The organism is Pontibacillus chungwhensis (genome assembly GCF_030166655.1).
Lineage (GTDB): Bacteria > Bacillota > Bacilli > Bacillales > BH030062 > Pontibacillus.
The window spans coordinates 1,766,214-1,789,517 of the sequence record NZ_CP126446.1 but is presented as its reverse complement, the minus strand read 5'-3'; the positions used below and the strand labels follow the sequence as shown (position 1 = coordinate 1,789,517).

Genomic DNA, 23,304 nt, shown 5'->3' with positions numbered 1-23,304 from the left:
ATTATGATTTATTCAAATTCAATTAGGAGATCTCCAACATGGATGGCTTCTCCGTTTTTAACATAAATATCTTTAATCTTACCATCAAACGGAGCTTGAACCGTCGTTTCCATCTTCATGGCTTCTGTAATCATGAGATGGTCCCCTTTCTTCACGGTTTCTCCTTTATTAGAAATAACATTCACTACCGTACCAGGCATCGTGGCACCAATATGTTTTGGATTTTGTTTATCTACTTGAGGACGCGCCTCAACAGATGCTTTAATGTTTTGGTCCTTTATCACTACTTCACGAGGTTGTCCATTTAGTTCAAAATATACAACCCTAGTAGCATCAGGTTGGGCTTCACCAATGGAAACAAGTTTCACAATCAGCGTTTTACCTTGTTCAATCTCAACCTCAATCTCTTCGCCTAGTCTCATACCATAGAAGAAAGTCAGAGTATCTAATACCGACATATCTCCGTATTGCTCGTAAAACTGGTGATAGTCCATGAAAACTTTAGGGTAAAGAGCATAGCTGATCATATCGAAGCTTGTTACTTGTCGATCTAGTTTTTGGAATAGATTTTCTTTTAGATCTTTAAAATCAACAGGTTCTAGGAGTTCTCCCGGTCGAACTGATAGAGGTTCTTTCCCTTTTAAGATGATACGTTGAAGCTCCTGTGGGAAGCCCTGGTATGGCTGACCCAGGTAGCCTTGGAAGAATTCCAGAACAGAATCAGGGAAATCGATTGATTCACCTTTTTCATATATGTCATCTTCTGTTAAATCATTTTGAACCATAAAGAGAGCCATATCCCCTACTACCTTAGACGAAGGGGTTACTTTTACAATATCTCCGAACATGTCATTTACACGACGATACATGTGTTTTACTTCATCCCATCGTGATTCAAGGCCTACCGCTTTCGCTTGTTGTTGAAGATTACTGTACTGCCCTCCTGGCATTTCATGCTCATACACCTCAGAGTGAGGAGCCATCATGCCACTTTCAAAGTCCTGATAATACTTTCTTATATCCTGCCAATAGTGTCCTAATTCTTCATAAGCTTGAACATCAATGTCAGGCTTGCGTTCGTTTCCTTCTAAAGCATAGTATAAACTACTCGCACTAGGCTGTGAGGTTAATCCCGCCATCGTACTTGCAGCCACGTCCACCACATCTACGCCGGCCTCAATCGCACGAGCGTATGTGAATATCCCATTTCCACTTGTATCATGAGTGTGTAGATGGATTGGGATCGTAACCGTTTCTTTTAAAGCAGAAATAAGTTGATAAGCAGCCTCCGGTTTCATGACTCCTGCCATGTCTTTAATGGCTAGGATATGTGCACCCGCTTCTTCTAACTCTTTTGCAAGGCTTGTGTAATAAGCAAGATCATATTTAGGGCGTGATGGATCTAATATATCCCCGGTATAACACATGGCTGCTTCTGCAATCTTGCCTGTTTCTCTAACAGCTTCAATAGCTAACTTCATACCTTCTACCCAGTTCAAGCTGTCGAAGATACGGAATACATCGATTCCTGCTTGAGCACTCTTTTCTACAAATTCTTTAATTACATTATCAGGATAGTTCTTATATCCGACCGCATTACTTGCACGAAGTAACATTTGGAATAGCATATTTGGCATTTTTTCACGCATGTTCAATAATCGCTTCCAAGGATCTTCTTTTAAGAATCGATAGGATACATCAAAGGTAGCCCCGCCCCACATCTCTACTGAGAATAAGTTAGGCAGCAAACGTGCTGTTGGTTCCGCGATATGTTCAAGGTCTTTCCCTCTGACACGGGTTGCCAATAAAGATTGGTGAGCGTCTCTGAATGTAGTATCTGTATATAGAACTTCTTTTCGATTCTTAAGCCATTCCGCAACAGCCTCAGGACCTTGTTCGTCAAGCAATTGCTTAGTCCCAGACGGGAAAGGTTCTGAATGTTTTACAACAGGCTCTCGTGGTCTTGGTAAGGCTGGTTTCTTCCGATGGGAGGTGCCTTCAAAACCATTAACCGTTGTAGCACCAATGTATGAAAGCATTTTTGTTCCCCTGTCCTTACGTTTAGGGAAAACAAACAGTTCAGGTGACTGATCAATAAATGTTGTGTTGTATTCACCTGACAGGAAATTATTATGCAAGATTACGTTCTCAAGGAACGGAATATTCGTCTTAATACCCCTGATTCTAAATTCTCGCAAATTACGCACCATCTTATGAGCCGCTTGGTCAAAGCTTAATGCCCATGTGGAAACTTTTACGAGCAAGGAATCATAATACGGGGAGATGACTGCACCCTGAAATCCGTTTCCTGCATCCAGTCGCACTCCAAATCCACCACCAGATCGATAAGCCATAATTTTTCCTGTATCAGGCATGAAATTATTTAGCGGATCTTCTGTTGTGACGCGTGACTGAATCGCATATCCGTGGGTACGAATGTCATCCTGCTTTGGAATATTAATCGGTTTCTCAAACAAGTTATATCCTTCTGCAATCATAATTTGAGCTTGAACGATATCGATTCCCGTTATTAATTCAGTGATGGTATGCTCCACTTGGACACGAGGATTTACTTCGATAAAGAAAAATTCGTCTCCAGAAACTAAAAACTCTACAGTTCCAGCATTTAAGTAAGAAACGTTGTCCATTAATTTAACAGCAGCCTCACACATTCTCTCTCGAATGTCATTATGTAAGGAAACGCTCGGAGCAACTTCTACTACTTTTTGATGTCGACGCTGAACAGAACAGTCACGCTCATATAAATGAACGATATTTCCATCGGCATCTCCAAGAATTTGAACTTCTATATGTTTTGGATTTTCTACTAACTTTTCTACATAGACATCATCATTTCCAAAAGCAGCTTTTGCTTCAGAACGAGCCCGATCATATCCATCCTGAAGAGCCGCCTCACTGCGGACGATTCTCATACCGCGTCCACCGCCTCCAAGGGCCGCTTTAATCATAATGGGATAGCCGTGTTGACGCCCAAACGCTTTTACCTCTTCAATATCAGCAACAGGACCATCTGTTCCAGGAATTACAGGGATATCCGCCTGTATGGCCTGGTATCTTGCTTTCACCTTATCGCCAAACATATTTAAATGTTCACTAGTCGGTCCGATAAACGTAATGCCTTCTTCTTCACACCGTCTAGCAAAATGAATATTTTCAGACAAGAAACCATAACCAGGGTGGATGGCATCAACGCCTACACTTTTGGCAATTTCAATAATACCTTCGATGTCGAGGTAGGCATCAATTGGCTTTTTCCCTTCGCCTACAATATATGCTTCATCTGCCTTATACCGGTGATAGGATCCACTATCCTCTTTCGAATATACAGCTACAGTTCTGATATCTAACTCCGTACATGCACGGAATACGCGGATCGCAATTTCACCGCGATTCGCTACTAATACCTTATTGATTTTCTTTCGTTCGCCCATTGTCTTCCTCCCCTTGCTTTTCTTTGTTGTAATGTAGGTACTTGATTAGCAGAATGATCTTCTTCTGTTACAGTCTTGTTATAAACCTTTGGTTGGTCCTGCATTCGTACCTGTCTAGCTATATTATTTAAAATTCCCATAGAGGCCAATAAGACCACTAAAGAAGAACCTCCATAACTTACAAATGGCAGCGGAACTCCTGTAATAGGGAGAAGTCCACTAACAGCGCCAAGATTAATAATCGTTTGAATTCCTACCATCGAAGAAATTCCTATGGCTAAAAGACTGCCAAATGCGTCTGTACACTTTCTCGCTATAAACAAACCTCTAAGAACAATAATCGTTAAAAGACCAAGGCCGAGCAATACGCCCAAAAGGCCTAATTCTTCAGCAATAACCGCCATAATAAAATCTGTATGAGGCTCAAGAAGATAACCAAGCTTTTGAACACCTTGTCCTAAGCCGTCCCCACTTAAACCACCAGTACCAATGGCTATATAGGATTGAATTAAGTGATACCCATCATCTGCTGGATCCGAAAACGGTTCGTACGCCCCTGTAAAGCGAGCAACACGTTCGGAATCCGTTACGACAGAGGTTAGTATAAAGATCGAAATCAACGCCCCACCTAGTACAGTTAGCATCCCTATAATTTTTGGATGAATACCTGCACTCAAAAATACAGTAGCGGCAATAAGTCCGATAATAGAAGCTGTCCCCACATCAGGCTGCCAAATGATTAAACCAAGGATAAGAAACGTAATAAACATGGGTGGTATTACGCCCCTTTTAAAGCTGGATAATCGATCTTGCTTCTTCGCAAGTGCAGAAGCGAGGTACATAATGAGACCTACTTTTGCTAGTTCTGCTGGCTGTATTCGAATAGGTCCTAATACAAGCCAAGAGTAGGCACCATTTACATAATCGCCAAGAGGCGACCATACTAAAGCTAATAAAATGGCAACACCAAATAAAATAATTGGCATCCATTTTTGATATTTCTGATAGGGGAAAAATACAGTAAAAGCGAAAGCTACCATTCCGATCGCACACCACACTAATTGTTTATTTAAGTAGTGATCGGGAGAATAGCCCCACTTCGCAACGGCATAAACCATTGATGCACTATAAATCATAACGACTCCAAAAGCAGTTAAGATCAGCGGTGTAAAGATTAAAGTGAAATCAAAGTTTTTCCATAATTTTTTCATTGTTGTCCATCCTTATGTAATTGGTTTTGACCCCTTATATTTTTTTACTAGATTAAAGCACCAAATTCCTTCTTGGCAAGGAAAATATCTTTCATAATTAATCTCTTTCTCATTTATATCAATCCCCACCTCCTTTTTCCTCCTACTCTTTGCCTAGATAGTAAAAAAACTCAAATGTTCACCAGAGGGGTGAAATTTGAGTTTATTGTTCAGGACTTTTGAGACGCTTCATGAAGAGCATTCATTTCTTGTTCTAAATTCTCCAGAAGCTTCTTCCCATCCTCTTCCCTTATTAAATTCAAGCGGACAGCGAAATCAATCTCTCGTGATAGTCCGAACATTTGAGTATCTAGAACCTCTTCATATAGAGGACACTGCGGCATGGTTAGGTTATCCATCTGAACTTTGATGAGTTTTGCTATTTTATCCGCATCAGCCTTAAGAAGGGCGTAGGCTTGTTGGCGATGATCGATCGCGACTTCTGATGACACGTTAATCCCCTCCGATTAAAACAGACTTTCTTCTATTTATATTATAGGTTAAGGGACAAAAATGCAAGGAAAGTTCAGAAAGATAACATCGATTTTTGTACTAAAAAATTGATAGCTCTAATCGGCTTGAAAGCATCTCTAATAATTGCATTCCAACCACGCTGTTCCCTTTTTCATCAAGAGCAGGGCCAAATACCGCAATTCCTCCAAAGTCTTTCACAGAGCCCATCACAGCTCCTGACACACCACTCTTAGCAGGTATCCCAACTCGAATCGCAAAAGAGCCAGAAGCATCATACATTCCACAAGTCACCATAAAGGTTTTGCAAATGCGAGCTAGTTGCTTAGGGATAATTTGACGCCCAGACTCCATATCTTTTCCTTCATTGGCAAACACAGCTCCAATTCGTGCAAGCTGCTTAATATTCACTTCAATGGCACACTGTTTGGTGTATGTGTCTAACAACTCTTCAATAGACCCCTCAATAACATGATGTTGTTTCATGAAGAAAGCTAAAGATCGGTTCAAATAAGCGGTTTCAAATTCTGAATTCGCTATTTCTTGATCATAGCCTATACTGTGATCATTTGTCATTTCGTGTACAAAGGAGAGTAAACGACCTACTTTCTCGTCTGGAGTGTCCCCTTCTATCATATTCGTAACAGCCAGAGCCCCGGCATTAATCATGGGGTTTAAAGGTTTGGAAGGGTTAGTGGTTTCAAGCTTCGCAATGGAATGAAACGGATCCCCACTTGGTTCTTTACCTACTCTGGCAAATACATAATCCTCCCCCTGGTCCATCAAAGCTAGCGCTAGTGCTAATACTTTTGAGATACTTTGAATGGTAAATGTATTTTGAATCTTCCCTGCTCCTACGCATTCTCCATCCAAGTGATAAATACCAATCGCAATGTTTTCACGATCTTGTTTTTCTAGCGCCGGAATATAATCGGCCACTTTTCCTAATTGCGTAAATGTCCGCACATGTTCTATCCATTCATCCACCATTTCCTGGTTCACTTTTTTCTGCATTTAAAAACCTCCTTAGTGCATGATTGAATGAAGTTCGTTATACTAGGTTCAGAATCTTTTTACATTGAAGGGTGGTCTACCATTGATCATACAATTAACAGGAAACGTAAACTACAGCATAACACTAGACCCTACGGTTTGGATTTTCGATGACCGCAAAGTAGCTTTTGAGGAAGCGTTCACATTTCAAACCACTAAAGAAGCATCTGAAGAAGATGAAATTAAGAAAGCTTCACAGTTCTGGGACCGGGAAGTATACCAACAGAAACTTGATCCTCCTGTAAATAAAAGCATTTCACGTTATGATAAGAAAAAGATCCTTGAGGGTACTTATGTTATGCCCATTCATCACTTTTTAAAAAACGCTGAAATTAATAACGACGCTAAAAAAGCTTTACTTGTGACTGATACTGGCGAAACAGCCATTACTCTTGATGAATTAAATCAATCCCTCTTTTTATTTTCACAAGATGGCAAGCCTTTAAACCAAAAAGGCCCCGTACATGTGTATTTCCAAGATGGTTCAAACAAAGACGAACCTGTAAAAGGGGTTCAAAAAATCGTCATCGATTAATAGCAAGCAAAAAAGACCCGGTTCTATAGGACCGGGTCTTTCTTTATAAGAAATCTGCTGATAATTGAGCTAAAGGAGAACGCTCACCTTTAACTAATTTTACATGACCACTTAAATTTTGATCCTTGAATTTTTCCACTACATGGATCAAACCATTATTAAATTCATCTAAATAAGGATGATCGATTTGATGGGGATCACCCAACAGAACGACCTTACTGCCTTCGCCTATTCTAGTTAAGATTGTCTTCACTTCGTGTTTGGTTAGATTTTGGGCTTCATCAATTAGGATTAATTGCTCCGGAATGCTTCTCCCTCGTATATACGTTAACGCTTCCACTTGAATAGAACCAATACCTGATAGAATTTGATCTAGTTCTCCTGGTTTCTTTACATCAAACAAATATTCGAGATTGTCGTAAATAGGTTGCATCCACGGCCTTAACTTCTCCTCTTTCTCCCCTGGCAAATAGCCTAAATCTTTACCAAGAGGTACAATCGGACGAGCAACAAGGAGCTTCTTGTAAAAACCATAATCCTCAATTTGCATAAGTCCCGCCGCTAAAGCAAGCAATGTTTTACCTGTACCAGCTTTTCCAATCATGGTAACTAGAGGAATGTCTCTTCTCAACAGCAATTCAAGCGCCATGACTTGTTGAGCATTTCTCGGCCTAATGCCCCAAGCTTGTTCGTTTTGAAACCTGCACTTCTGCAGAACACTTTCATGGTGCTTTACAATCCCGATAGCAGAATGAGAAGGATTGGCTCGGTTTTTTAAAATCATAAATTCATTTGGATGCAAGGAAGCAAGCAACTCTTTAGACAGGGTTAATTCTCCAGTTTGAAAGAATAAGTTAATCTCATCTTCGTTTACATAAAGCTCCTGAAATCCATTCAGAATTGTGTCTTCATTAACAGCTCTTTCACTAAGAAAATCCTCTGCCACGAGGCCAATTGCATCTGCTTTAATGCGCATTAACATATCTTTTGAAACTAATACGACTTGTCTTCCCTCATTCTTCTCTGTCTCTTCAAGATGAAGATTGAGGGTCACCGCTAAAATCCGGTTATCATTTGTACGCTCCATAAACACTTCTTCAAGCTTCGAAAAAGACCTGTGATTCAATTCAACCCGAAGTTTCCCGCCGCTTTCAAGCCTTACTCCTTCATGTAGTTTCCCCATTACTCGTAACCGGTCCATAATTCTTGAAACTTCCCTGGCATTCCGCCCAACTTCATCCATATTACGTTTTTTCGAATCCACTTCTTCCAGCACAATAGCCGGAATGACAACTTCATGATGATCAAAGGTATAAATTGATCTCGGATCTTGCAGTAAAACATTTGTATCTAGCACATAAATTTTGTCCATTCAGCCGCCTCCTGAGAATTAGTCTACATTGTTTGGCAAGGCTTCCTAGTACCACTATATGCTTGTATGTATAAAGTTAGACGAACTTCAAAATATAACAACAAATAAAGGAGTGAGAACTATGAAATTCATCATCGTGGTGGGTTTAGCTATTGCCTTAACCGCCTGTCAATCCAATAACCAAGAAAGCTTGCCTCAACAAGAAAACCAAAGCCCTACCATCCAAGTCCAAGACTCTGATCCCGCTCCAAAGGAAAAGATGAGTAATCGTAAACGTTCCAAACATCTAGCAAACGTTGCCAATGAAGTCCCGGATGTTCATAAAGCCACAGCTGTGGTCGCCGGCCCTTATGTAGTCGTGGCCATCGATGTTGACAAGTCACTAGACAGATCAAGAGTAGGTGCCATTAAATATTCTGTAGCAGAGGCATTAAAGAAAGATCCTTACGGTAAAGATGCCGTCGTTATAGCAGATGCTGATGGTTATGAACGCGTCAAACAAATGGGTATAAAGATAAGGCAAGGGCACCCCATTCAAGGTATCACAGATGAATTATCCGCCATTGTAGGGAGATATATGCCTGAAGTGCCAGTCCCAGATAAGAAGCCGACAGAACCTGACCAAGATAAAGAAAAATTGCCAGCCCAAAAGGAAAGAGAGCTTGAACAAATTCAAGACGATCAATCGAACAATTATAAAGACAAAAAAACACCTAAATCTGATTAAGATTTAGGTGTTTTGCTTTTCTAATTCTTTTTCTTTCTCTTGTAATTCGTTATAATACTGAACTCCAAATTGAGATCCTTCGTCGACCATCTTTGTGTTTTCAGTATGATCAAATTCAGGCACTCCAGCCTTTTCTACAGGCAGATCACGATCGTCTTCTTTTTGGATAGAATTTTGTACAGTAGTGGTTAATGATTTAGCACGTTCTTTTAACTCATTACGTTTTTTCTCATCTCTAAGTACGTACATTGCAGCACCTGCACCAGCAGCTGTGACTGCAGAATAAATCCAACGTTTCTTCATCTTATCATCCTTTCAACGTGTTCTAGTAAACCTTTTCCCATAAAAAGTTATATCTAAACAACCTATATATTTTATACCTTTTTTTGTTTTATTATTGTTCCAAACGGCCCCACTTCTTACAATTTTTCGAACATCTGTTAGAACAATAGGAATGAACGTGTTATAATACAAAAGCAAAGAGAGAAAAATTGAGGTGAAACCGATGCGTGTAAAATGTGTATTATGCGATGATGTCCAATCGATTGACGGAAACTCTTTGCAAGCGAAGCGTATGCGTAACAGAAGAATTCATACGTATATGTGCCCCTCCTGCAATGATCGTATTGGCAAAAAGACAAATGAAAGAAAAGCAACTGGCAATTTTAAATTGTATAGAGAGCCGAAGAATGACGAAAGTTTAATATAAAGAAAAAAGCCTGCACATTGTGCAGGCTTTTTTCTATTTAAGAGGCTCCTGTTTCTCGGCCTTTTCGCTCATTGTGTAAGCGAACTCGATAAACACCTAACACTAGTGATGAGACGAATAACCCTTCTGCTATAGGAAGAGATAAACCTAGTGGCACCGTTAAAATGGTACAACCAGCCGCAAGTACGGCGTAAATAACAGCAGACTTAAGGATCGGTAACTTTTTAGCAAATCCCAATTTATACGTTACGATGGCTAATCCAAGAATAATCAAATATAAGAACAATACGCTCCTGATTGCAAGAGCTACCTCACTATCATTATTCAAGTCAATCTCTCCACCTAACCCTCGAAAAAGAAAACTCGCCACTGGCGAAAGGTCATTAGGAATTTGGAGAATACTATTCGCTTCTTTCATTGGTGCTTCCCCCTATTTTTTCGAAACATAGATCTGTTTCTATCATACTAAATCTTCCCATCACCTGCCACCCTCTTAATGGATTCGTTTTCAAAAGATTAAAAATGCGGTAAACTAGGAACTAGTATGCAAACATGAGGTGAAACATATGAAAAATCTAAACATCCCGCTATTCTTTTTAGCCCTTTTAGCTGTCTTTTGTTTTATGTTAGTTGGAGTAGCAATTGGCTACCGTTCTATTATCTTTTCTATCTTTTTCCTATTATTAGGTTTCTGTGTGATGGGATTTGGGTTCATGGTGAAGCGAAAGCAACGAAATCAGCAGGCCTAACATAATTAAAGAACGACGAAAAAAAGCTCAAGACCCTCCTTAAACATCAGAGGTTACTTGAGCTTTTGTAAATCGATTGAGGGCTTTTTCAGAAACGTTCACGGTTGGTCCAATTAATAGGATCGCAATACCAGTACCGACCCCTACAGGCCCTCCGATTAGTATAGAGATTACTAAAAGAACGAGACTTACAATCGTTTTAGACATCCCTAAACTAAAGCCCGTTAGCTTATGAACGACCATCATCGCTCCGTCTACCGGGTTATAAGCAAAATGACTACGAACATACATCGCTACTCCTAAGCCTAATAAAAGAATACCTATTATCAGAAGTACGTATGCCGTCAATCCATGACTAACTTCCAGATTGCTAAAAACCCCACTAAGCCAAAAGTCAATTCCGATTCCTGTTACAACCGCAGTTCCAAGAGCCAACAAGTCCGGTTTCTCGCGCAATAAAAATGCATTCAAGCACACAAGCAAGAATCCGTTAATAATTTCCCAGCTTCCTGTTGAGAGTCCAACAGCCTCAGATAACCCTACATTTAAAGAATCAAAAGGCATCGTCCCTAAATCAGCTATAATCGTAAGACTGATGCCAAGTGTCATGATTCATAAACCTATAAAATAAAACAAAACTCTTTTCACCCGAGATCCCCCCTACATAAACATGCTTATTTCTTTAATTCAATATGCTTATCAATGATCTCACTATGAATCGCGCGATTTGAAGCTATAATGGAGTTGGTCTTAAGCATATTGACTTCTGATCCATCAGCTTTGGTGGTTATACCCCCTACTTCATTTAAAAGGACGATTCCAGCCGCCACATCCCAAGGGGCTAAGCGCATCGTTACGTAAGCATCCATATTCCCTTCTACTACATAGGCAAATTCTAGAGCAGCAGATCCATAAGAGCGTGTCCCTCTTACTTTTCTAACTAATTCTTGAATGCCCTCTTTGTTGACACGAGGGTTCTCCGTTGTCCAAAATGCATTCAGTCCAACAATAGATTGTTCCAATAAAACATCTGAGGAAAGTTCAGCGAGCTTTTGATCATTTTTGTAGGCCCCTTCTCCTCGTTTTGCTTGGAACAGAACATCCCCCATCACATCGTATATAAATCCAATCTCTCCTACTCCATCTTTATAAATCCCAACCGAAATAGCGAAATTCTGCTTCTGATGAACGAAATTCATCGTTCCATCAATTGGATCTACAATCCATACCACTCCATTTAGGTCTTCTAATTCATCGCCGAATCCTTCTTCTCCAAGCACTCGGTGGTCCGGATAGGTTTCTCGAATGTTTTTAGCGAAAAACTGTTCCGTTTGCTGATCAATTTCTGTTACAAGATCATCCGGAGTAGATTTGGTCTCAATGACAAATGGTTCGTGCATCTTGGTTCGAATTCGTTCTCCTGCTTCTAAAATCCACTGTTTAGCCTGATCAAAAATGAGTTGTTTTTGTTGGTCATTCATGCGAGTCGAACTCCTTCTATTAGTTATGTCTTTTCCATGCTATCAAATTTCTGGCATTCCTTCATCTTTTTCACATTATATTAAGACGTTGATGACTTGTACCGAAATGGGTTAGGAAGAGTTTTTTGGATAAGGGTAATCTGGATCTTAAAAACCCTTTAACAGAAAACGTAAAAAAGAACGAGCGGGAAACTCGTTCCTGAAAGGTTTATGAAACTTGAAGGTGAATCCATTCTTTTCTTAATTGCTCTAAACGTTCTTTAGACTCTTTTACCTGCACTTCATCCTGGTCTTCCATTGCCTCAAATAATGTCATTAGCTCGTAATCGATCTCCATCTTTACCACAGGCAATCGTTCCATCACTTCCCTTTTACGCAAGCTATCCATTACTCGTTTCATTCCTAACTCCTCCTAGAGAGCTCTTTTAGTATATATATGTGAAAACCTTTAGATATGACAAATGTTTTATTACTTTTATTTAACCAAAAAGCGCCCGATTTAAACCTAAACCGTGCAGTTAGGCCCTTGAACAGATCTATGATAGAATTTTAAAGTATATCGCCTATGAATAAAGAAAGGAGTCCTAATATGACAAATTTTAATGGATTTACCGAACAAGATTTTGACGTTTTCACTATTGATGGACTTGAAGATCGTATGAAGGCATTAAAAAGTGAGGTATCGCCAAAATTAGAAGCCATTGCTGAAGAGCTAGCTCCCACTTTAACCGCTCTTACAGGTGATGAAATGCACGTACACGTAGCGAAACACGCTAGAAGAACAACAAATCCACCAAATGACACGTGGGCAGCTCTTGCAAGTAGTAAAAGAGGCTACAAAAAGCTTCCCCATTTTCAAATCGGATTGTGGGAAAGCCATGTGTTTATTTGGTTTGCTATGATTTACGAAAGCCCTATAAAAGAAGATTATGCTCACGTACTTAAAAAACACCAAGAGGAAGTTCGAGATCATATCCCTGCGGATTTCGTATGGTCAAAAGATCACACTAAACCTTCAGCGACTCCGAACAAAGACTTTAGTGAGGAACAATTCACGCAATTGTTAGACCGTCTTCATTCAGTAAAGAAAGCGGAGATTCTTTGTGGTATCCATATAGACCGAAATGATGTTATCCTTAAAGATCGGGATGCGTTCTTAAATAAATGTGAAGAAACATTCAATACCCTTTCTTATTTATACCAGCTAACAAAAGAAATTGGTTAGAGGTTTAAAGAAGCAGAAAGTTGTCAAAGCTTTTGATTAGTTTCAAACATACGCCTGATTTAGGCGTTTTTTCATGCATCTATGCATTAAACTTATGTAAATTATCCCTGTGAACACGATTAGCACCGTGATATATGTTATAATAATTTAGTTCAATGAGAACGCCATTCGAACTATAGAGGAGAGTATTAAGGAATGAATGTAAGACAAGACCTTAGAAATATTGCTATTATCGCCCACGTTGACCACGGAAAAACTACTTTAGTGGACCAAATGCTTCACTACTCTGGTACCTTCCGCGATAACGAACACGTAGACGATCGTGCAATGGATTCCAATGATCTTGAGAAAGAGCGCGGAATCACAATTTTAGCGAAAAACACAGCCATTTCATATAACGATACGCACATCAACATTCTAGATACACCAGGCCACGCCGACTTTGGTGGCGAAGTGGAACGGATCATGAAAATGGTAGACGGTGTACTACTTGTTGTTGATGCCTATGAAGGGTGCATGCCTCAAACTCGCTTCGTATTGAAGAAAGCACTTGAGCAAAAATTAACTCCAGTGGTTGTATTAAATAAAATTGATCGTCCAAATGCCCGTCCTGAAGAAGTAGTCGATGAAGTATTAGACTTATTCATCGAACTAGGTGCAGATGAAGATCAACTTGAATTCCCTGTTGTTTACGCTTCTGCCCTTCAAGGTACTTCAGGTTTAGAACCAGAAGACCAACAAGAAACAATGGACCCTGTTTTCACAACGATTATGGAAAACATTCCTGCTCCAGTAGATAACTCTGATGAAGGTTTACAATTCCAAATCACATTACTAGACTATAACGAATATGTAGGTCGTATTGGTGTTGGACGTGTGTTCCGAGGAAGCATTGCAGTTGGACAACCTGTTTCCCTTATGAAGAAAGATGGGTCCGTTCAGAACTTCCGTATTTCCAAGCTATATGGTTTCATTGGCTTGAAACGTGTTGAGATTCAAGAAGCAAAAGCAGGTGACATTGTCGCAGTAGCTGGTCTTGAAGGAATTAACGTCGGAGAAACGGTAACAAGCCAGGATGCTCCTGAAGCGTTACCAATCCCTCGTATTGATGAACCTACTCTACAAATGACTTTCTTAGTAAACAACAGTCCATTTGCTGGTAAAGAAGGTAAATTCATCACAGCACGTAAGATTGAAGAACGTCTTCTTACACAACTTGAAACAGACGTTAGTCTACGTGTTCAAGAAACAGAATCCCCAGATAAGTGGGTTGTTAGTGGACGCGGTGAGCTTCACTTATCTATCCTTATCGAGAACATGCGCCGTGAGGGATATGAGCTACAGATTTCAAAACCTCAGGTTATCATTAAAGAAGTTGACGGCGTGAAGTGTGAACCAATGGAACGCGTACAGGTAGACGTACCAGAGGATTACCAGGGTACAGTAATGGAATCCCTTGGCTATCGTAAAGGTGAAATGCTAGACATGATGAACGATGGTAACGGTCAAGTTCGCTTAGAGTTCAAAGTACCTTCCCGTGGTTTAATCGGTTATGCAACTGAGTTTATGTCTCAAACTCGTGGTTACGGAATTCTTAACCATACATTTGATGGCTATGAGCCTGTTGTTGAAGGTACTGTTGGCGGTCGCCGCCGAGGAGTACTTGTTGCTCTTGAAAATGGTAAAGCTTCTACCTACGGCATTATGCAGCTAGAAGATCGTGGTACTATTTTCGTTGAGCCTACAACTGATGTATACGCAGGTATGATCGTTGGAGAGCACAACCGTGAAAACGACCTAACTGTTAACATCACAAAAGAGAAACACCTGACAAACATTCGTTCTGCAAATAAAGACCAAACGAATACCATTAAAGGTGTGCGTAAAATGACGCTTGAAGAAGCAATCCAATATCTTGATGATGACGAGTTCTGTGAAGTAACTCCAGAAAATGTTCGTCTTCGTAAAAAGATCTTGAACAAAAACGAGCGCGAAAAAGCTAAAAAATCAGGTAAGTAAATGATAAAAAGGCTGTTCCACTAGGAACAGCCTTTTTATTTAATTGAATGATCTGTTTAAAGATCAAACCTCGTTATCGTTCTTATTTCCCTACTAAAGCTTAACGACTTCACCCTCTGACGTATTGCGCGCCTGCTTTATCGTTTTATAAAGAGAATATCCTGACTGTTTTTCAAACTCAGACCCAAGCGTTTTCTCCTCACTCTTAGAAGGAACGATTTGCTTAAATCGACTATAAGCATGCATTAAATCTTCCCTTTTAACACCAGATTCATTTGCTTTTTCAACTAAATGATAAAAATTCACAACATCGATAATTTCCTCAGTATTCCAATGCTCTGTATCTAACGGATAATTATAATCTGTGCTCATGATATCTCTCCTTACTATTTCCAATCGTTTCGTATTTGGTTTGCTTCTTCTATGATTCTTCTGATTAATTCATCTACAGTAGGAATATCTTTAATCCTCCCTACTACTTGGCCTGCCCAACCGAACCCTTTATCAGAATGCCCTTCATAAATATAGCGTCTGTTTGCTTCCCCGCCGATATACGATTTTAACACGCTTATACCAGGATCGTCTTGCTCAAGTTTCAGAATTTCTTCTGTCCAAGGGTTAAGGAGGGCTCTTCCAGGAGTTCCGAGAGATCGTTTAATGACTACAGTTGCTTGCTCATCTCCATCGAGAATGGCTTGTTTGTAAGATGGATGAGCATGCCGGCATTCTTCCGTTGCGATAAAGCGAGTTCCCATTTCAATTCCCTCTGCTCCTAGAGCAAGAGCAGCCATTAACCCTCTTCCGTCCCCTATCCCCCCTGATGCTATAACAGGGATTGAGACTGCATCAACCACCTGAGGAGTGAGAACCATCGTACCCACATCTCCTCTTCCAAGATGCCCCCCACCTTCTTGACCAACTACCATAACAGCATCTGCACCAAGTTGTTCTGCTTTAACTGCTTGGCGCTTTGCAGCCACTAGAACCAACGTTTTTATACGATGTGGTTTCACCATATCGATCACTGGTTTAGGATTCCCACCTGTTATGGAAATAACAGGGACTTCTTCTTCAATAGCAACGTTCACCATGTGTTCAAATGGTCTCCCGTGTTGACCAATTGCGAAGTTTACTCCAAAAGGCTGATCTGTCATTTGTTTAACCTTATGTATTTCCTTTCTCAGCTCTTCCGGCGACCCTAAACTCATGGCCGTTATTTGACCGAGCCCCCCCGCATTGGAAACAGCTGCAGCGAGTTCGGAATAGGCTAAATAAGCTAATCCTCCTTGAACAATGGGATATTTGATGTTTAGCAAGTGTGTTACTCGAGTATCAAACATGGTTTCCCCTCCTTGTCAATATCTATAACCTTTTTTATTATCGTATCAGAAATTGTTTTTTTGTGTGAGTATCTAGCTTTTCTCCCCCTCTTTTGCTATACTTTCTTTGCTTTATTAAACGATTAAGAGGTGTTGTATTTGTCCCAACAGCGCACGCCCTTATTTACAGGGCTATTAAACCACGCTAAACGAAAACCTGTTCAATTCCATATTCCAGGTCATAAGACCGGTAAGGGAATGAACAAAGAGTTCCGCGAATTTTTAGGCGACCAGGCTCTATCTATTGATTTAATTAACATTAGTCCTTTAGATGACCTTCATCATCCTCATGGGATGATTAAAGAAGCACAAGCCCTTGCAGCTGAAGCCTTTGGTGCGGACCATACTTTCTTCTCCGTTCAAGGAACAAGCGGAGCTATTATGGCCATGATTATGTCAGTTTGTCACCCTGGTGATAAAATTATCGTTCCAAGGAATGTGCATAAATCTGTAACATCAGCAATTATTTTCTCAGGTGCTACTCCAGTATTTATACACCCTGAACTTGATAACAATTTAGGCATCTCTCACGGAATTACACCTGAAGCTGTGCAAAAGGCACTAAAAGCACATCCTGACTCAAAGGGTGTGTTCGTTATAAATCCAACTTATTTTGGGATTTCTGCAGACTTGCAAAGAATTGTTGAAATTGCCCATTCTTATGAGGTACCCGTTTTAGTAGACGAAGCACACGGAGTTCACATCCATTTCCATGAAGAGCTACCTTTGTCTGCTATGCAGGCTGGTGCTGATATGGCAGCCACGAGCGTTCATAAACTCGGGGGCTCCTTGACCCAAAGTTCTGTGCTCAATTTAAAATCCAGCTTCGTGACGCCTGAACGGGTCCAATCTGTTCTTTCTATGTTGACTACGACATCTACATCTTATATTCTGCTCGCATCTTTAGATGCAGCTAGAAAACATTTAGCCATTAACGGACGCAACCTTATGGAAGAAACAATTAGACTTTCGAACATGACCAGAGATCGCATAAATACCATCCCACATCTTCATTGTGTAGGAAATGAAATTATCGGTAGTAATGCCACGTTTGATTACGATCCTACTAAGCTCATCATCTCCGTAAAGCAATTAGGAATAACAGGATATGACGTAGAAGTTTGGTTAAGAGAGCGTTACAATATCGAAGTCGAACTTTCTGACTTATATAATATTCTTTGCATTGTAACACCTGGAGACACAGAAGAAGAAACAGGTATTTTAATTCACGCTCTTCAGTCTCTCTCTGACGAATTTGGAGTAAAGAACAAAAACGAGAACCCCCTTCAAGTTGAGGTTCCTGAGATACCAGTCCTTGCCCTCTCTCCAAGGGATGCTTTTTACGCTGATACAGAAATTGTTTCTCTTGACGAATCAGTCGGGAGAATCAGTGCAGAGTTCGTAATGGTCTATCCCCCTGGGATTCCAATATGGCTCCCTGGTGAAATCATTACAAAAGAAAACATACAATATATTCATTCTAATATGGATGCAGGACTCCCAGTACAAGGGCCTGAAGATGAAACACTAGAAACCATCCGTGTCATAAAAGAACATAAGGCTTTTAGATAAATATAAACAAAAAGCAGAGACCGAAATCAGTTGTGATTTCGGCCTCTGCTTTCTATTGTTCTATGGTAATTAGAGTTGAACCTATGGTCTTTCTCTTTTACAACCTACTCTTCTTCATGGCAGGTCGTACATGTACCGTAAAGAGTCGACACCTTCTCATCATCAAAGTGATCAATTATTCCCTGACAGTCTTGGCAAACGATTGTACCCATTGATTATCCAACCCCTTTGTTAGCGTTTTCATTTAACTTAACTATATTATAGTATGACACATAGAAGAAATCAACCCCTAATTAGTGTGTCATATTATAATTTTAGTAACACTATTTAAATTAAGAATTTCCCCCTTCCATTGTAACGAAGATTCCTCGCCTTTCTTATTAAAACTATACGCTTTGCAAGGAATAAATATAGCTTGTCTTTAAAAAAATATAGAGGAAATCCTTATAATTTCACACAGCTATTAACTAAAGCTTACACATATTAAGGGAATAAACAAAAGAAGCCTTCCAAGGAAGACTTCTTAACTAAACGCTATTCGCCTGGTGTTTGAATTTCCGCCGGGTTCACAAACCCGTATCCTTTGTCCTTCAACCCTTTTACTATGTCGCCAAGAGCATTAGAGGTCCACTCACGATCATGCATAAGTAAGTTTGATCCACTTCCGAGTAATGGAGTGTTTAACATAATATCTGTGATGGCATCTTTCGTCATATAATCCGCTTTGAAATCATATCCGAAACTCCAGTTCATCAACACCATACCTTCTTCCTCTACAACCTGCTTGGCATAATCTGTGTTGACTCCATGGGGAGCTCGGAAGAACTTCGGTCGTTCCCCAATAATCTCTTCAATCTTATTATTTAACGAAACAATTTCTTCGCGCTGTTTAGCCTGCCCTACATCGTCTAACTTCTGATGATGATAAGTATGGTTTCCTATGGCGAAGCCCATATCATGAATCTGCTTCAAGATTTCCTGCTTTTCTTCTGTCTCAAGAAAATGGCCATTTACAAAGAAAATCGCTGATGCATTATGTTCTTTAAGGGTCTTAGCCATTTCAAGAGCATGTTCGTCCGGAGCATCGTCAATGGTAAGAAGTACAACTTCACTGTTTACGTTTTCTTGCCCTTCTAGAGGGACTACAGACCAAACATCATTAATTTTGTACTTTGGCTCAATTGGCTCCTCTGTAGCCACTTCATCTTCTGTCTGTTCTTGCTCTTCATCGGTAGTCGTTTCTTGATCCGTGGAAGTATCAGTTTCTTTAGATGAGTTGCTTTCTTCAGCGTTCTCACTTTCTTCGTCCATATTGTCCTCATTGTTCGTGTTGTCTTCTTCTTGCGTTTCCTGTTCATTAGCTGAATCTTCTTCTGTTTTACCGTTTGTTTCATCCTGAGCACAAGCGGCTAAACTAAAGATGGAAACAAGAAAAACAACCATTACCCATTTTTTCATGTTTCTTTCCCCCTATATATGTAATAACATGGTGCACATTACCATTATAATAAAGACATTACCCATATCCTATTGTTTTTTAACAAAAACATCTTTTAAAATAAAGATTAGGACTTTGTTCCTTCAAAAAAAGTTGATAAGGTGAGATTCATGGTTTCTTTATTGAAAAAATTCAATATCTTAGGTAGTCGTACATTAAAGACAGGAATTTCTGTCTTTGTAACAGCATTTATTTGTTTATTGTTTAATCTTCCGGTTACATTTGCAGTTATTACTGCGATTGTAACAATCGAGAACACAGCTGCTGACTCCATTAAGAAAGCACTGGTTCGGTTTCCCGCTTCTGCCATAGGCGCTCTTTTAGCGGCCCTTTCTTTTGGATTAGTCGGTCAGAACGCTTTAACTTTTGCTTTAGCTGCAACTCTTACAATTGCAGTTTGTTATCGATTGAAATTATATGATGGTATACTAGTCGCCACTATTACGGCTGTTGCCATGATACCTGATTTCGATAGTCATTATATTGTATCCTTTTTCACGAGACTTGGCACAACCTCAATCGGCATTGTAGTCTCAAGTGTTGTGAACTTTTTCCTTCTTCCTCCAGATTATTCGAAAATGATCTACAGAAACGTAGAAAATTTATTCTGTCAGGCAGCAGATATCTTGGATAATACCCTGCAGACATGTATGGATAAGCAATCTGAAGAAAGTCGTAAAATGCAAAGGGCATACAGACAATTAACATTCAAATTAGAGAAAACTTATCAGCTTTCTCAATTCCAGCGTGAAGAGTGGAAATACCACAAACATTCAAAGCAAGATATGCAAGCTTTCCAATATGCCCAAAAGAAACTGAATATGTTGCAGCAAATCGTATATCATTTAGGAAACTTACAGTATGTTAATTTAAACGTGAATGCCTTTAGTAAAGATGAAAAATCCTTAATCTTGAGTATCATTTCTTCGATGGCGGAAATATTAAGAACACCATCACATGAAATGACAGATGACCACTTTAAACAAATTGAAGCATTAGACCGAGAATTTTGGCAATGGAAAGAAGAGCATATTGAGCAAAACTCAAAATATCGTCACCACTTTCCTCCTCAAACCATTGTCATTTATGAATTGCTTTGTCTTCATGATGTGTTAGAGGAATTAGAGGAAGTCTCTAGGCATAAGTATCCTTTAATCCAGCTTCAGGAATAAGTGTTTAATTGGTTCATCAGGTCATTCCTTGCTGCTTAGCGAGGAAATCCTGAAAGGAATGAGAAACTTCAATGAAAAACGTCACAAAGGTATTTTTCCTTTCTATTGGTGTAGCCATCTTATTCATCATATGGGGAGTTATCCCGAAAGAAACACTACCCAATTACAACTTAAATGCAGTAACCAGTAACATCCAAGGGTTTTTAGTTGAGAAATTTGGTTGGTTCTATTTGCTATCATCGACAGGATTTTTAATCTTTGCGATTTTCCTGATCTTCTCGAAGTATGGAAATATTAAACTCGGCAAAGATCACGATGAACCAGAGTATCCATATATCACCTGGTTCGCGATGCTATTTAGTGCAGGAATGGGAATTGGACTTATATTCTGGGGAGCTGCAGAACCTATATCCCATTTTCACAACCCACCGATCTCGGACCCTGAAACACCAGCTGCTGCTAGAGAAGCATTACGGTACAGCTTCTTCCATTGGGGTCTTCACCCATGGGGAATTTATGCTGTCATTGCTTTGGCTTTGGCCTACTTCCAATTTAGAAAGGAAGCACCGGGCTTGATTAGCTCCATTCTAACCCCACTGCTTGGGGAAAAAAGGACGAGTGGAGCTTTAGGGACGTTTGTGGATTTTATTGCCGTATTCGCCACCATATTTGGTGTGGCAACTTCGCTTGGGTTTGGGGCAAAGCAAATTTCAGGTGGAGTTACCTACATGATAGACGGTTTAGAAGACACCTTCTTGGTTCAACTCATTATTATTTTAATTGTAACCTTTCTATATATGATTTCAGCCCAAACAGGTTTAAACAAAGGAATTAAGTATTTAAGTAATACCAATATTGTTCTGGCAATTGCTTTAATGCTCTTCCTTCTGTTTGCGGGTCCGACTAATTTTATTATGGACCTATTTACAACTACATTCGGTAGTTACTTGCAAAACCTACCTTCTATGAGTTTCAAACTTAGTCCATTTGAACAAAATTCGTGGACTCAAGATTGGACAATCTTCTACTGGGCATGGTGGATTGCTTGGGCACCATTTGTGGGTACATTTATAGCACGCGTTTCAAAAGGGCGTACTGTGCGAGAATTTATTTTAGGTGTGTTACTCGTTCCAACTATTTTTGGCGCCTTATGGTTCTCTGTATTTGGAGGTACAGCCATTAACTTAGAATTTTTCCATGATGCTAAGATTAACGAATTAGTAGCCGAAAACGGCTCCGAAGTTGCGTTATTTAGCGTACTCGATCAAGTTCCACTGGGTGGCATCATGTCTGTTATTGCGATCTTACTGATTAGTACGTTCTTTATAACATCAGCAGACTCCGCTACATTTGTGTTAGGAATGCAGACGACTAATGGAGATCTCCATCCTTCTAATCAGGTGAAGTTTATATGGGGAATCGTACAATCGACTTCAGCTGCTGTATTACTATGGCAAGGCGGTTTAGGCGCTCTGCAGACTGCATCCATCATCGCGGCGTTCCCTTTTGCTATGATTATGATCTTGATGGTCTTTTCTCTTTTGAAATCATTTAAAGAAGAAGCTCAGCGTTATCCATTAACCAGGCAAAAGAGAAAACCAAAACAAGATAACTAACCACTCAAATACGCTCATAATATCCAAGGTCTACCCTACTCCCACGTAAAGTGAAACAGAACACTAATGTAAAAAAGAAGCCTAAATCGAAGTTTCGATTTAGGCTTCTTTTAGATTCTTTACAAAACCGTGATCCAGGAATATAGCATATGTCCACCTGTAATTAAGGCAAAGCTAAGAATGACATGTGGCAGGCTTTCTTTTTTAGAAATATGATACCTTTTCAAGAGTTGGGTGATGACCACTAAAAATAAGCCAAAGAGAATAACTTGAAACATCCAATGATCTTTCTTTGAAATGTGAATGACAAGTAAGTACCCACTCCAGAATATAAAAAGAATATTATATAAAAACCAATACTTCCTACTCAAACCTCTCCACCCCCTACCCGGACATGCTTTATTACAATATATGTCGCAGGAAAGACGAGTATTTTTCATTTATGTAACATTTAGATAACATCAGGGGAATTGTAAAGAATGTCTGATACAATAAACTCAACAAAATAGCATGTAGGTAGGTGAAGCATGTCTTGAGCATCAAGTGGCTCCCATTGGCATTTGTATTAGTCCTATTTACTGGCTCTTGTACGGACCAAAAGGATTCATCCATAGATATATATAAGATGAATCCTAAAGATGATTTTGAGGTTTTCTTTTACTCAAATCAGTCTACTATAGAGCTAGAAGAAGAATATATTAACGCACTTTTAGAATTAAAATTATCAAGAAGGGAAGATACCTCCCCCATAACTTTAACCAAAACAGCTTCAACCACTGAGGCTAAAGAGCGAAAAAGGATTCAGCAATATCCTGCACTAGTCATACAGAAAGAAGGAAATACACTAGCAACGGTTTCTGGAAAAAAAGCTAAACACGACATTCTTAAAGTCTTAAATGATTCCATGAATACACGCCCCCCTTCCTAAAAACGTTACCAATTCGGTAACGTTTTTCTTTTTATTTTCTTTAACTCTATCCAACAACAGGAAGCCTAAATACGCTTCATTGAACTTTTCCCTAAA

The 23,304-nt window shown here is 39.7% G+C and carries 25 protein-coding genes; 10 read left to right on the top strand and 15 right to left on the bottom strand.

What is annotated here, in order from left to right; all coding sequences use genetic code 11:
• Nucleotides 1–8 precede the first annotated feature (8 nt).
• From pyc to glsA, 4 genes are all read right to left on the bottom strand, one after another.
• Nucleotides 9–3,452: a pyruvate carboxylase gene (pyc, locus tag QNI29_RS09280; RefSeq protein ID WP_231416222.1), complete on the bottom strand. Its 3,444-nt coding sequence runs from the start codon at nt 3,450–3,452 to the stop codon at nt 9–11.
• Nucleotides 3,419–4,663, bottom strand: coding sequence for a putative lipid II flippase FtsW (gene ftsW / locus QNI29_RS09275; RefSeq protein WP_231416221.1), 1,245 nt, complete (start codon nt 4,661–4,663; stop codon nt 3,419–3,421). The genes pyc and ftsW overlap by 34 nt, the downstream gene beginning before the upstream one ends.
• A 209-nt stretch (nt 4,664–4,872) precedes the next feature.
• Entirely contained in the window at nt 4,873–5,154 is a 282-nt protein-coding gene (locus QNI29_RS09270) for an Fpa/YlaN family protein (protein ID WP_036780890.1), read from the bottom strand.
• Nucleotides 5,155–5,254: 100 nt separating this feature from the next.
• On the bottom strand, nt 5,255–6,187 hold the full coding sequence (glsA, locus tag QNI29_RS09265) for a glutaminase A (protein ID WP_231416220.1): 933 nt from the start codon (nt 6,185–6,187) through the stop codon (nt 5,255–5,257).
• 82 nt (nt 6,188–6,269) lie between these two features.
• Here glsA and QNI29_RS09260 point away from each other — a divergent pair, with 82 nt between their 5' ends.
• Complete coding sequence (locus QNI29_RS09260) at nt 6,270–6,761, top strand: hypothetical protein (RefSeq protein ID WP_231416219.1); 492 nt, start codon at nt 6,270–6,272, stop codon at nt 6,759–6,761.
• A gap of 43 nt (nt 6,762–6,804) precedes the next feature.
• Here QNI29_RS09260 and QNI29_RS09255 read toward each other — a convergent pair whose 3' ends face one another.
• Complete coding sequence (locus QNI29_RS09255) at nt 6,805–8,133, bottom strand: PhoH family protein (protein WP_231416218.1); 1,329 nt, start codon at nt 8,131–8,133, stop codon at nt 6,805–6,807.
• 121 nt (nt 8,134–8,254) lie between these two features.
• On the opposite strand from QNI29_RS09255, the gene QNI29_RS09250 reads away from it, so the two are divergent.
• Nucleotides 8,255–8,860, top strand: a complete 606-nt coding sequence (locus QNI29_RS09250; protein ID WP_231416217.1) for a YhcN/YlaJ family sporulation lipoprotein — start codon at nt 8,255–8,257, stop codon at nt 8,858–8,860.
• 3 nt (nt 8,861–8,863) lie between these two features.
• Here QNI29_RS09250 and QNI29_RS09245 read toward each other — a convergent pair whose 3' ends face one another.
• Complete coding sequence (locus QNI29_RS09245; RefSeq protein WP_231416216.1) at nt 8,864–9,163, bottom strand: hypothetical protein; 300 nt, start codon at nt 9,161–9,163, stop codon at nt 8,864–8,866.
• Nucleotides 9,164–9,365: 202 nt separating this feature from the next.
• Here QNI29_RS09245 and QNI29_RS09240 point away from each other — a divergent pair, with 202 nt between their 5' ends.
• Entirely contained in the window at nt 9,366–9,569 is a 204-nt protein-coding gene (locus tag QNI29_RS09240) for a YlaI family protein (RefSeq protein WP_231416215.1), read from the top strand.
• A gap of 37 nt (nt 9,570–9,606) precedes the next feature.
• Here the strand turns inward: QNI29_RS09240 and QNI29_RS09235 are convergent, their stop codons facing one another.
• Nucleotides 9,607–9,987, bottom strand: a complete 381-nt coding sequence (locus tag QNI29_RS09235; RefSeq protein WP_231416214.1) for a YlaH-like family protein — start codon at nt 9,985–9,987, stop codon at nt 9,607–9,609.
• A gap of 148 nt (nt 9,988–10,135) precedes the next feature.
• On the opposite strand from QNI29_RS09235, the gene QNI29_RS09230 reads away from it, so the two are divergent.
• The gene (locus QNI29_RS09230; RefSeq protein WP_231416213.1) at nt 10,136–10,318 is read left to right on the top strand and encodes a DUF5325 family protein; all 183 of its coding nucleotides are present in this window, start codon (nt 10,136–10,138) and stop codon (nt 10,316–10,318) included.
• Nucleotides 10,319–10,357: 39 nt separating this feature from the next.
• Here QNI29_RS09230 and QNI29_RS09225 read toward each other — a convergent pair whose 3' ends face one another.
• The 3 genes from QNI29_RS09225 to QNI29_RS09215 all read right to left on the bottom strand — a co-directional run bounded on the left by QNI29_RS09225 (nt 10,358) and on the right by QNI29_RS09215 (nt 12,199).
• Nucleotides 10,358–10,927, bottom strand: coding sequence for a YczE/YyaS/YitT family protein (locus QNI29_RS09225; RefSeq protein WP_231416212.1), 570 nt, complete (start codon nt 10,925–10,927; stop codon nt 10,358–10,360).
• Nucleotides 10,928–10,992: 65 nt separating this feature from the next.
• Nucleotides 10,993–11,799, bottom strand: coding sequence for an inositol monophosphatase family protein (locus QNI29_RS09220; protein WP_231416211.1), 807 nt, complete (start codon nt 11,797–11,799; stop codon nt 10,993–10,995).
• 208 nt (nt 11,800–12,007) lie between these two features.
• Entirely contained in the window at nt 12,008–12,199 is a 192-nt protein-coding gene (locus QNI29_RS09215) for a hypothetical protein (RefSeq protein WP_231416210.1), read from the bottom strand.
• 189 nt (nt 12,200–12,388) lie between these two features.
• On the opposite strand from QNI29_RS09215, the gene QNI29_RS09210 reads away from it, so the two are divergent.
• Both QNI29_RS09210 and typA read left to right on the top strand, forming a co-directional pair.
• On the top strand, nt 12,389–13,024 hold the full coding sequence (locus QNI29_RS09210; protein WP_231416209.1) for a YktB family protein: 636 nt from the start codon (nt 12,389–12,391) through the stop codon (nt 13,022–13,024).
• A 195-nt stretch (nt 13,025–13,219) separates the two neighbouring features.
• Nucleotides 13,220–15,043, top strand: a complete 1,824-nt coding sequence (gene typA / locus QNI29_RS09205) for a translational GTPase TypA (protein WP_231416208.1) — start codon at nt 13,220–13,222, stop codon at nt 15,041–15,043.
• A 93-nt stretch (nt 15,044–15,136) separates the two neighbouring features.
• On the opposite strand, the gene QNI29_RS09200 is transcribed toward typA, so the two are convergent.
• Nucleotides 15,137–15,415 carry a UPF0223 family protein gene (locus QNI29_RS09200; protein WP_231416207.1) on the bottom strand — a complete coding sequence of 93 codons (279 nt, stop codon included), beginning with the start codon at nt 15,413–15,415 and terminating at the stop codon, nt 15,137–15,139.
• Between the two features lie 14 nt (nt 15,416–15,429).
• Nucleotides 15,430–16,383, bottom strand: a complete 954-nt coding sequence (locus tag QNI29_RS09195; protein WP_231416206.1) for an NAD(P)H-dependent flavin oxidoreductase — start codon at nt 16,381–16,383, stop codon at nt 15,430–15,432.
• Nucleotides 16,384–16,521: 138 nt separating this feature from the next.
• Between QNI29_RS09195 and QNI29_RS09190 the strand changes: the two genes are divergently transcribed.
• Nucleotides 16,522–17,994, top strand: a complete 1,473-nt coding sequence (locus QNI29_RS09190) for an aminotransferase class I/II-fold pyridoxal phosphate-dependent enzyme (protein WP_231416205.1) — start codon at nt 16,522–16,524, stop codon at nt 17,992–17,994.
• Nucleotides 17,995–18,098: 104 nt separating this feature from the next.
• Here QNI29_RS09190 and QNI29_RS09185 read toward each other — a convergent pair whose 3' ends face one another.
• Entirely contained in the window at nt 18,099–18,206 is a 108-nt protein-coding gene (locus QNI29_RS09185; RefSeq protein ID WP_231416204.1) for a GapA-binding peptide SR1P, read from the bottom strand.
• 322 nt (nt 18,207–18,528) lie between these two features.
• On the bottom strand, nt 18,529–19,452 hold the full coding sequence (locus tag QNI29_RS09180) for a polysaccharide deacetylase family protein (protein WP_231416203.1): 924 nt from the start codon (nt 19,450–19,452) through the stop codon (nt 18,529–18,531).
• A gap of 162 nt (nt 19,453–19,614) precedes the next feature.
• Here QNI29_RS09180 and QNI29_RS09175 point away from each other — a divergent pair, with 162 nt between their 5' ends.
• The gene (locus tag QNI29_RS09175) at nt 19,615–20,664 is read left to right on the top strand and encodes an FUSC family protein (RefSeq protein WP_231416202.1); all 1,050 of its coding nucleotides are present in this window, start codon (nt 19,615–19,617) and stop codon (nt 20,662–20,664) included.
• A 71-nt stretch (nt 20,665–20,735) separates the two neighbouring features.
• Entirely contained in the window at nt 20,736–22,280 is a 1,545-nt protein-coding gene (locus QNI29_RS09170; RefSeq protein ID WP_231416201.1) for a glycine betaine uptake BCCT transporter, read from the top strand.
• Between the two features lie 119 nt (nt 22,281–22,399).
• Here the strand turns inward: QNI29_RS09170 and QNI29_RS09165 are convergent, their stop codons facing one another.
• Nucleotides 22,400–22,651 carry a hypothetical protein gene (locus QNI29_RS09165; protein ID WP_231416200.1) on the bottom strand — a complete coding sequence of 84 codons (252 nt, stop codon included), beginning with the start codon at nt 22,649–22,651 and terminating at the stop codon, nt 22,400–22,402.
• 182 nt (nt 22,652–22,833) lie between these two features.
• Here QNI29_RS09165 and QNI29_RS09160 point away from each other — a divergent pair, with 182 nt between their 5' ends.
• Nucleotides 22,834–23,208: a hypothetical protein gene (locus QNI29_RS09160; protein ID WP_284526974.1), complete on the top strand. Its 375-nt coding sequence runs from the start codon at nt 22,834–22,836 to the stop codon at nt 23,206–23,208.
• The last annotated feature ends 96 nt before the right edge of the window (nt 23,209–23,304 follow it).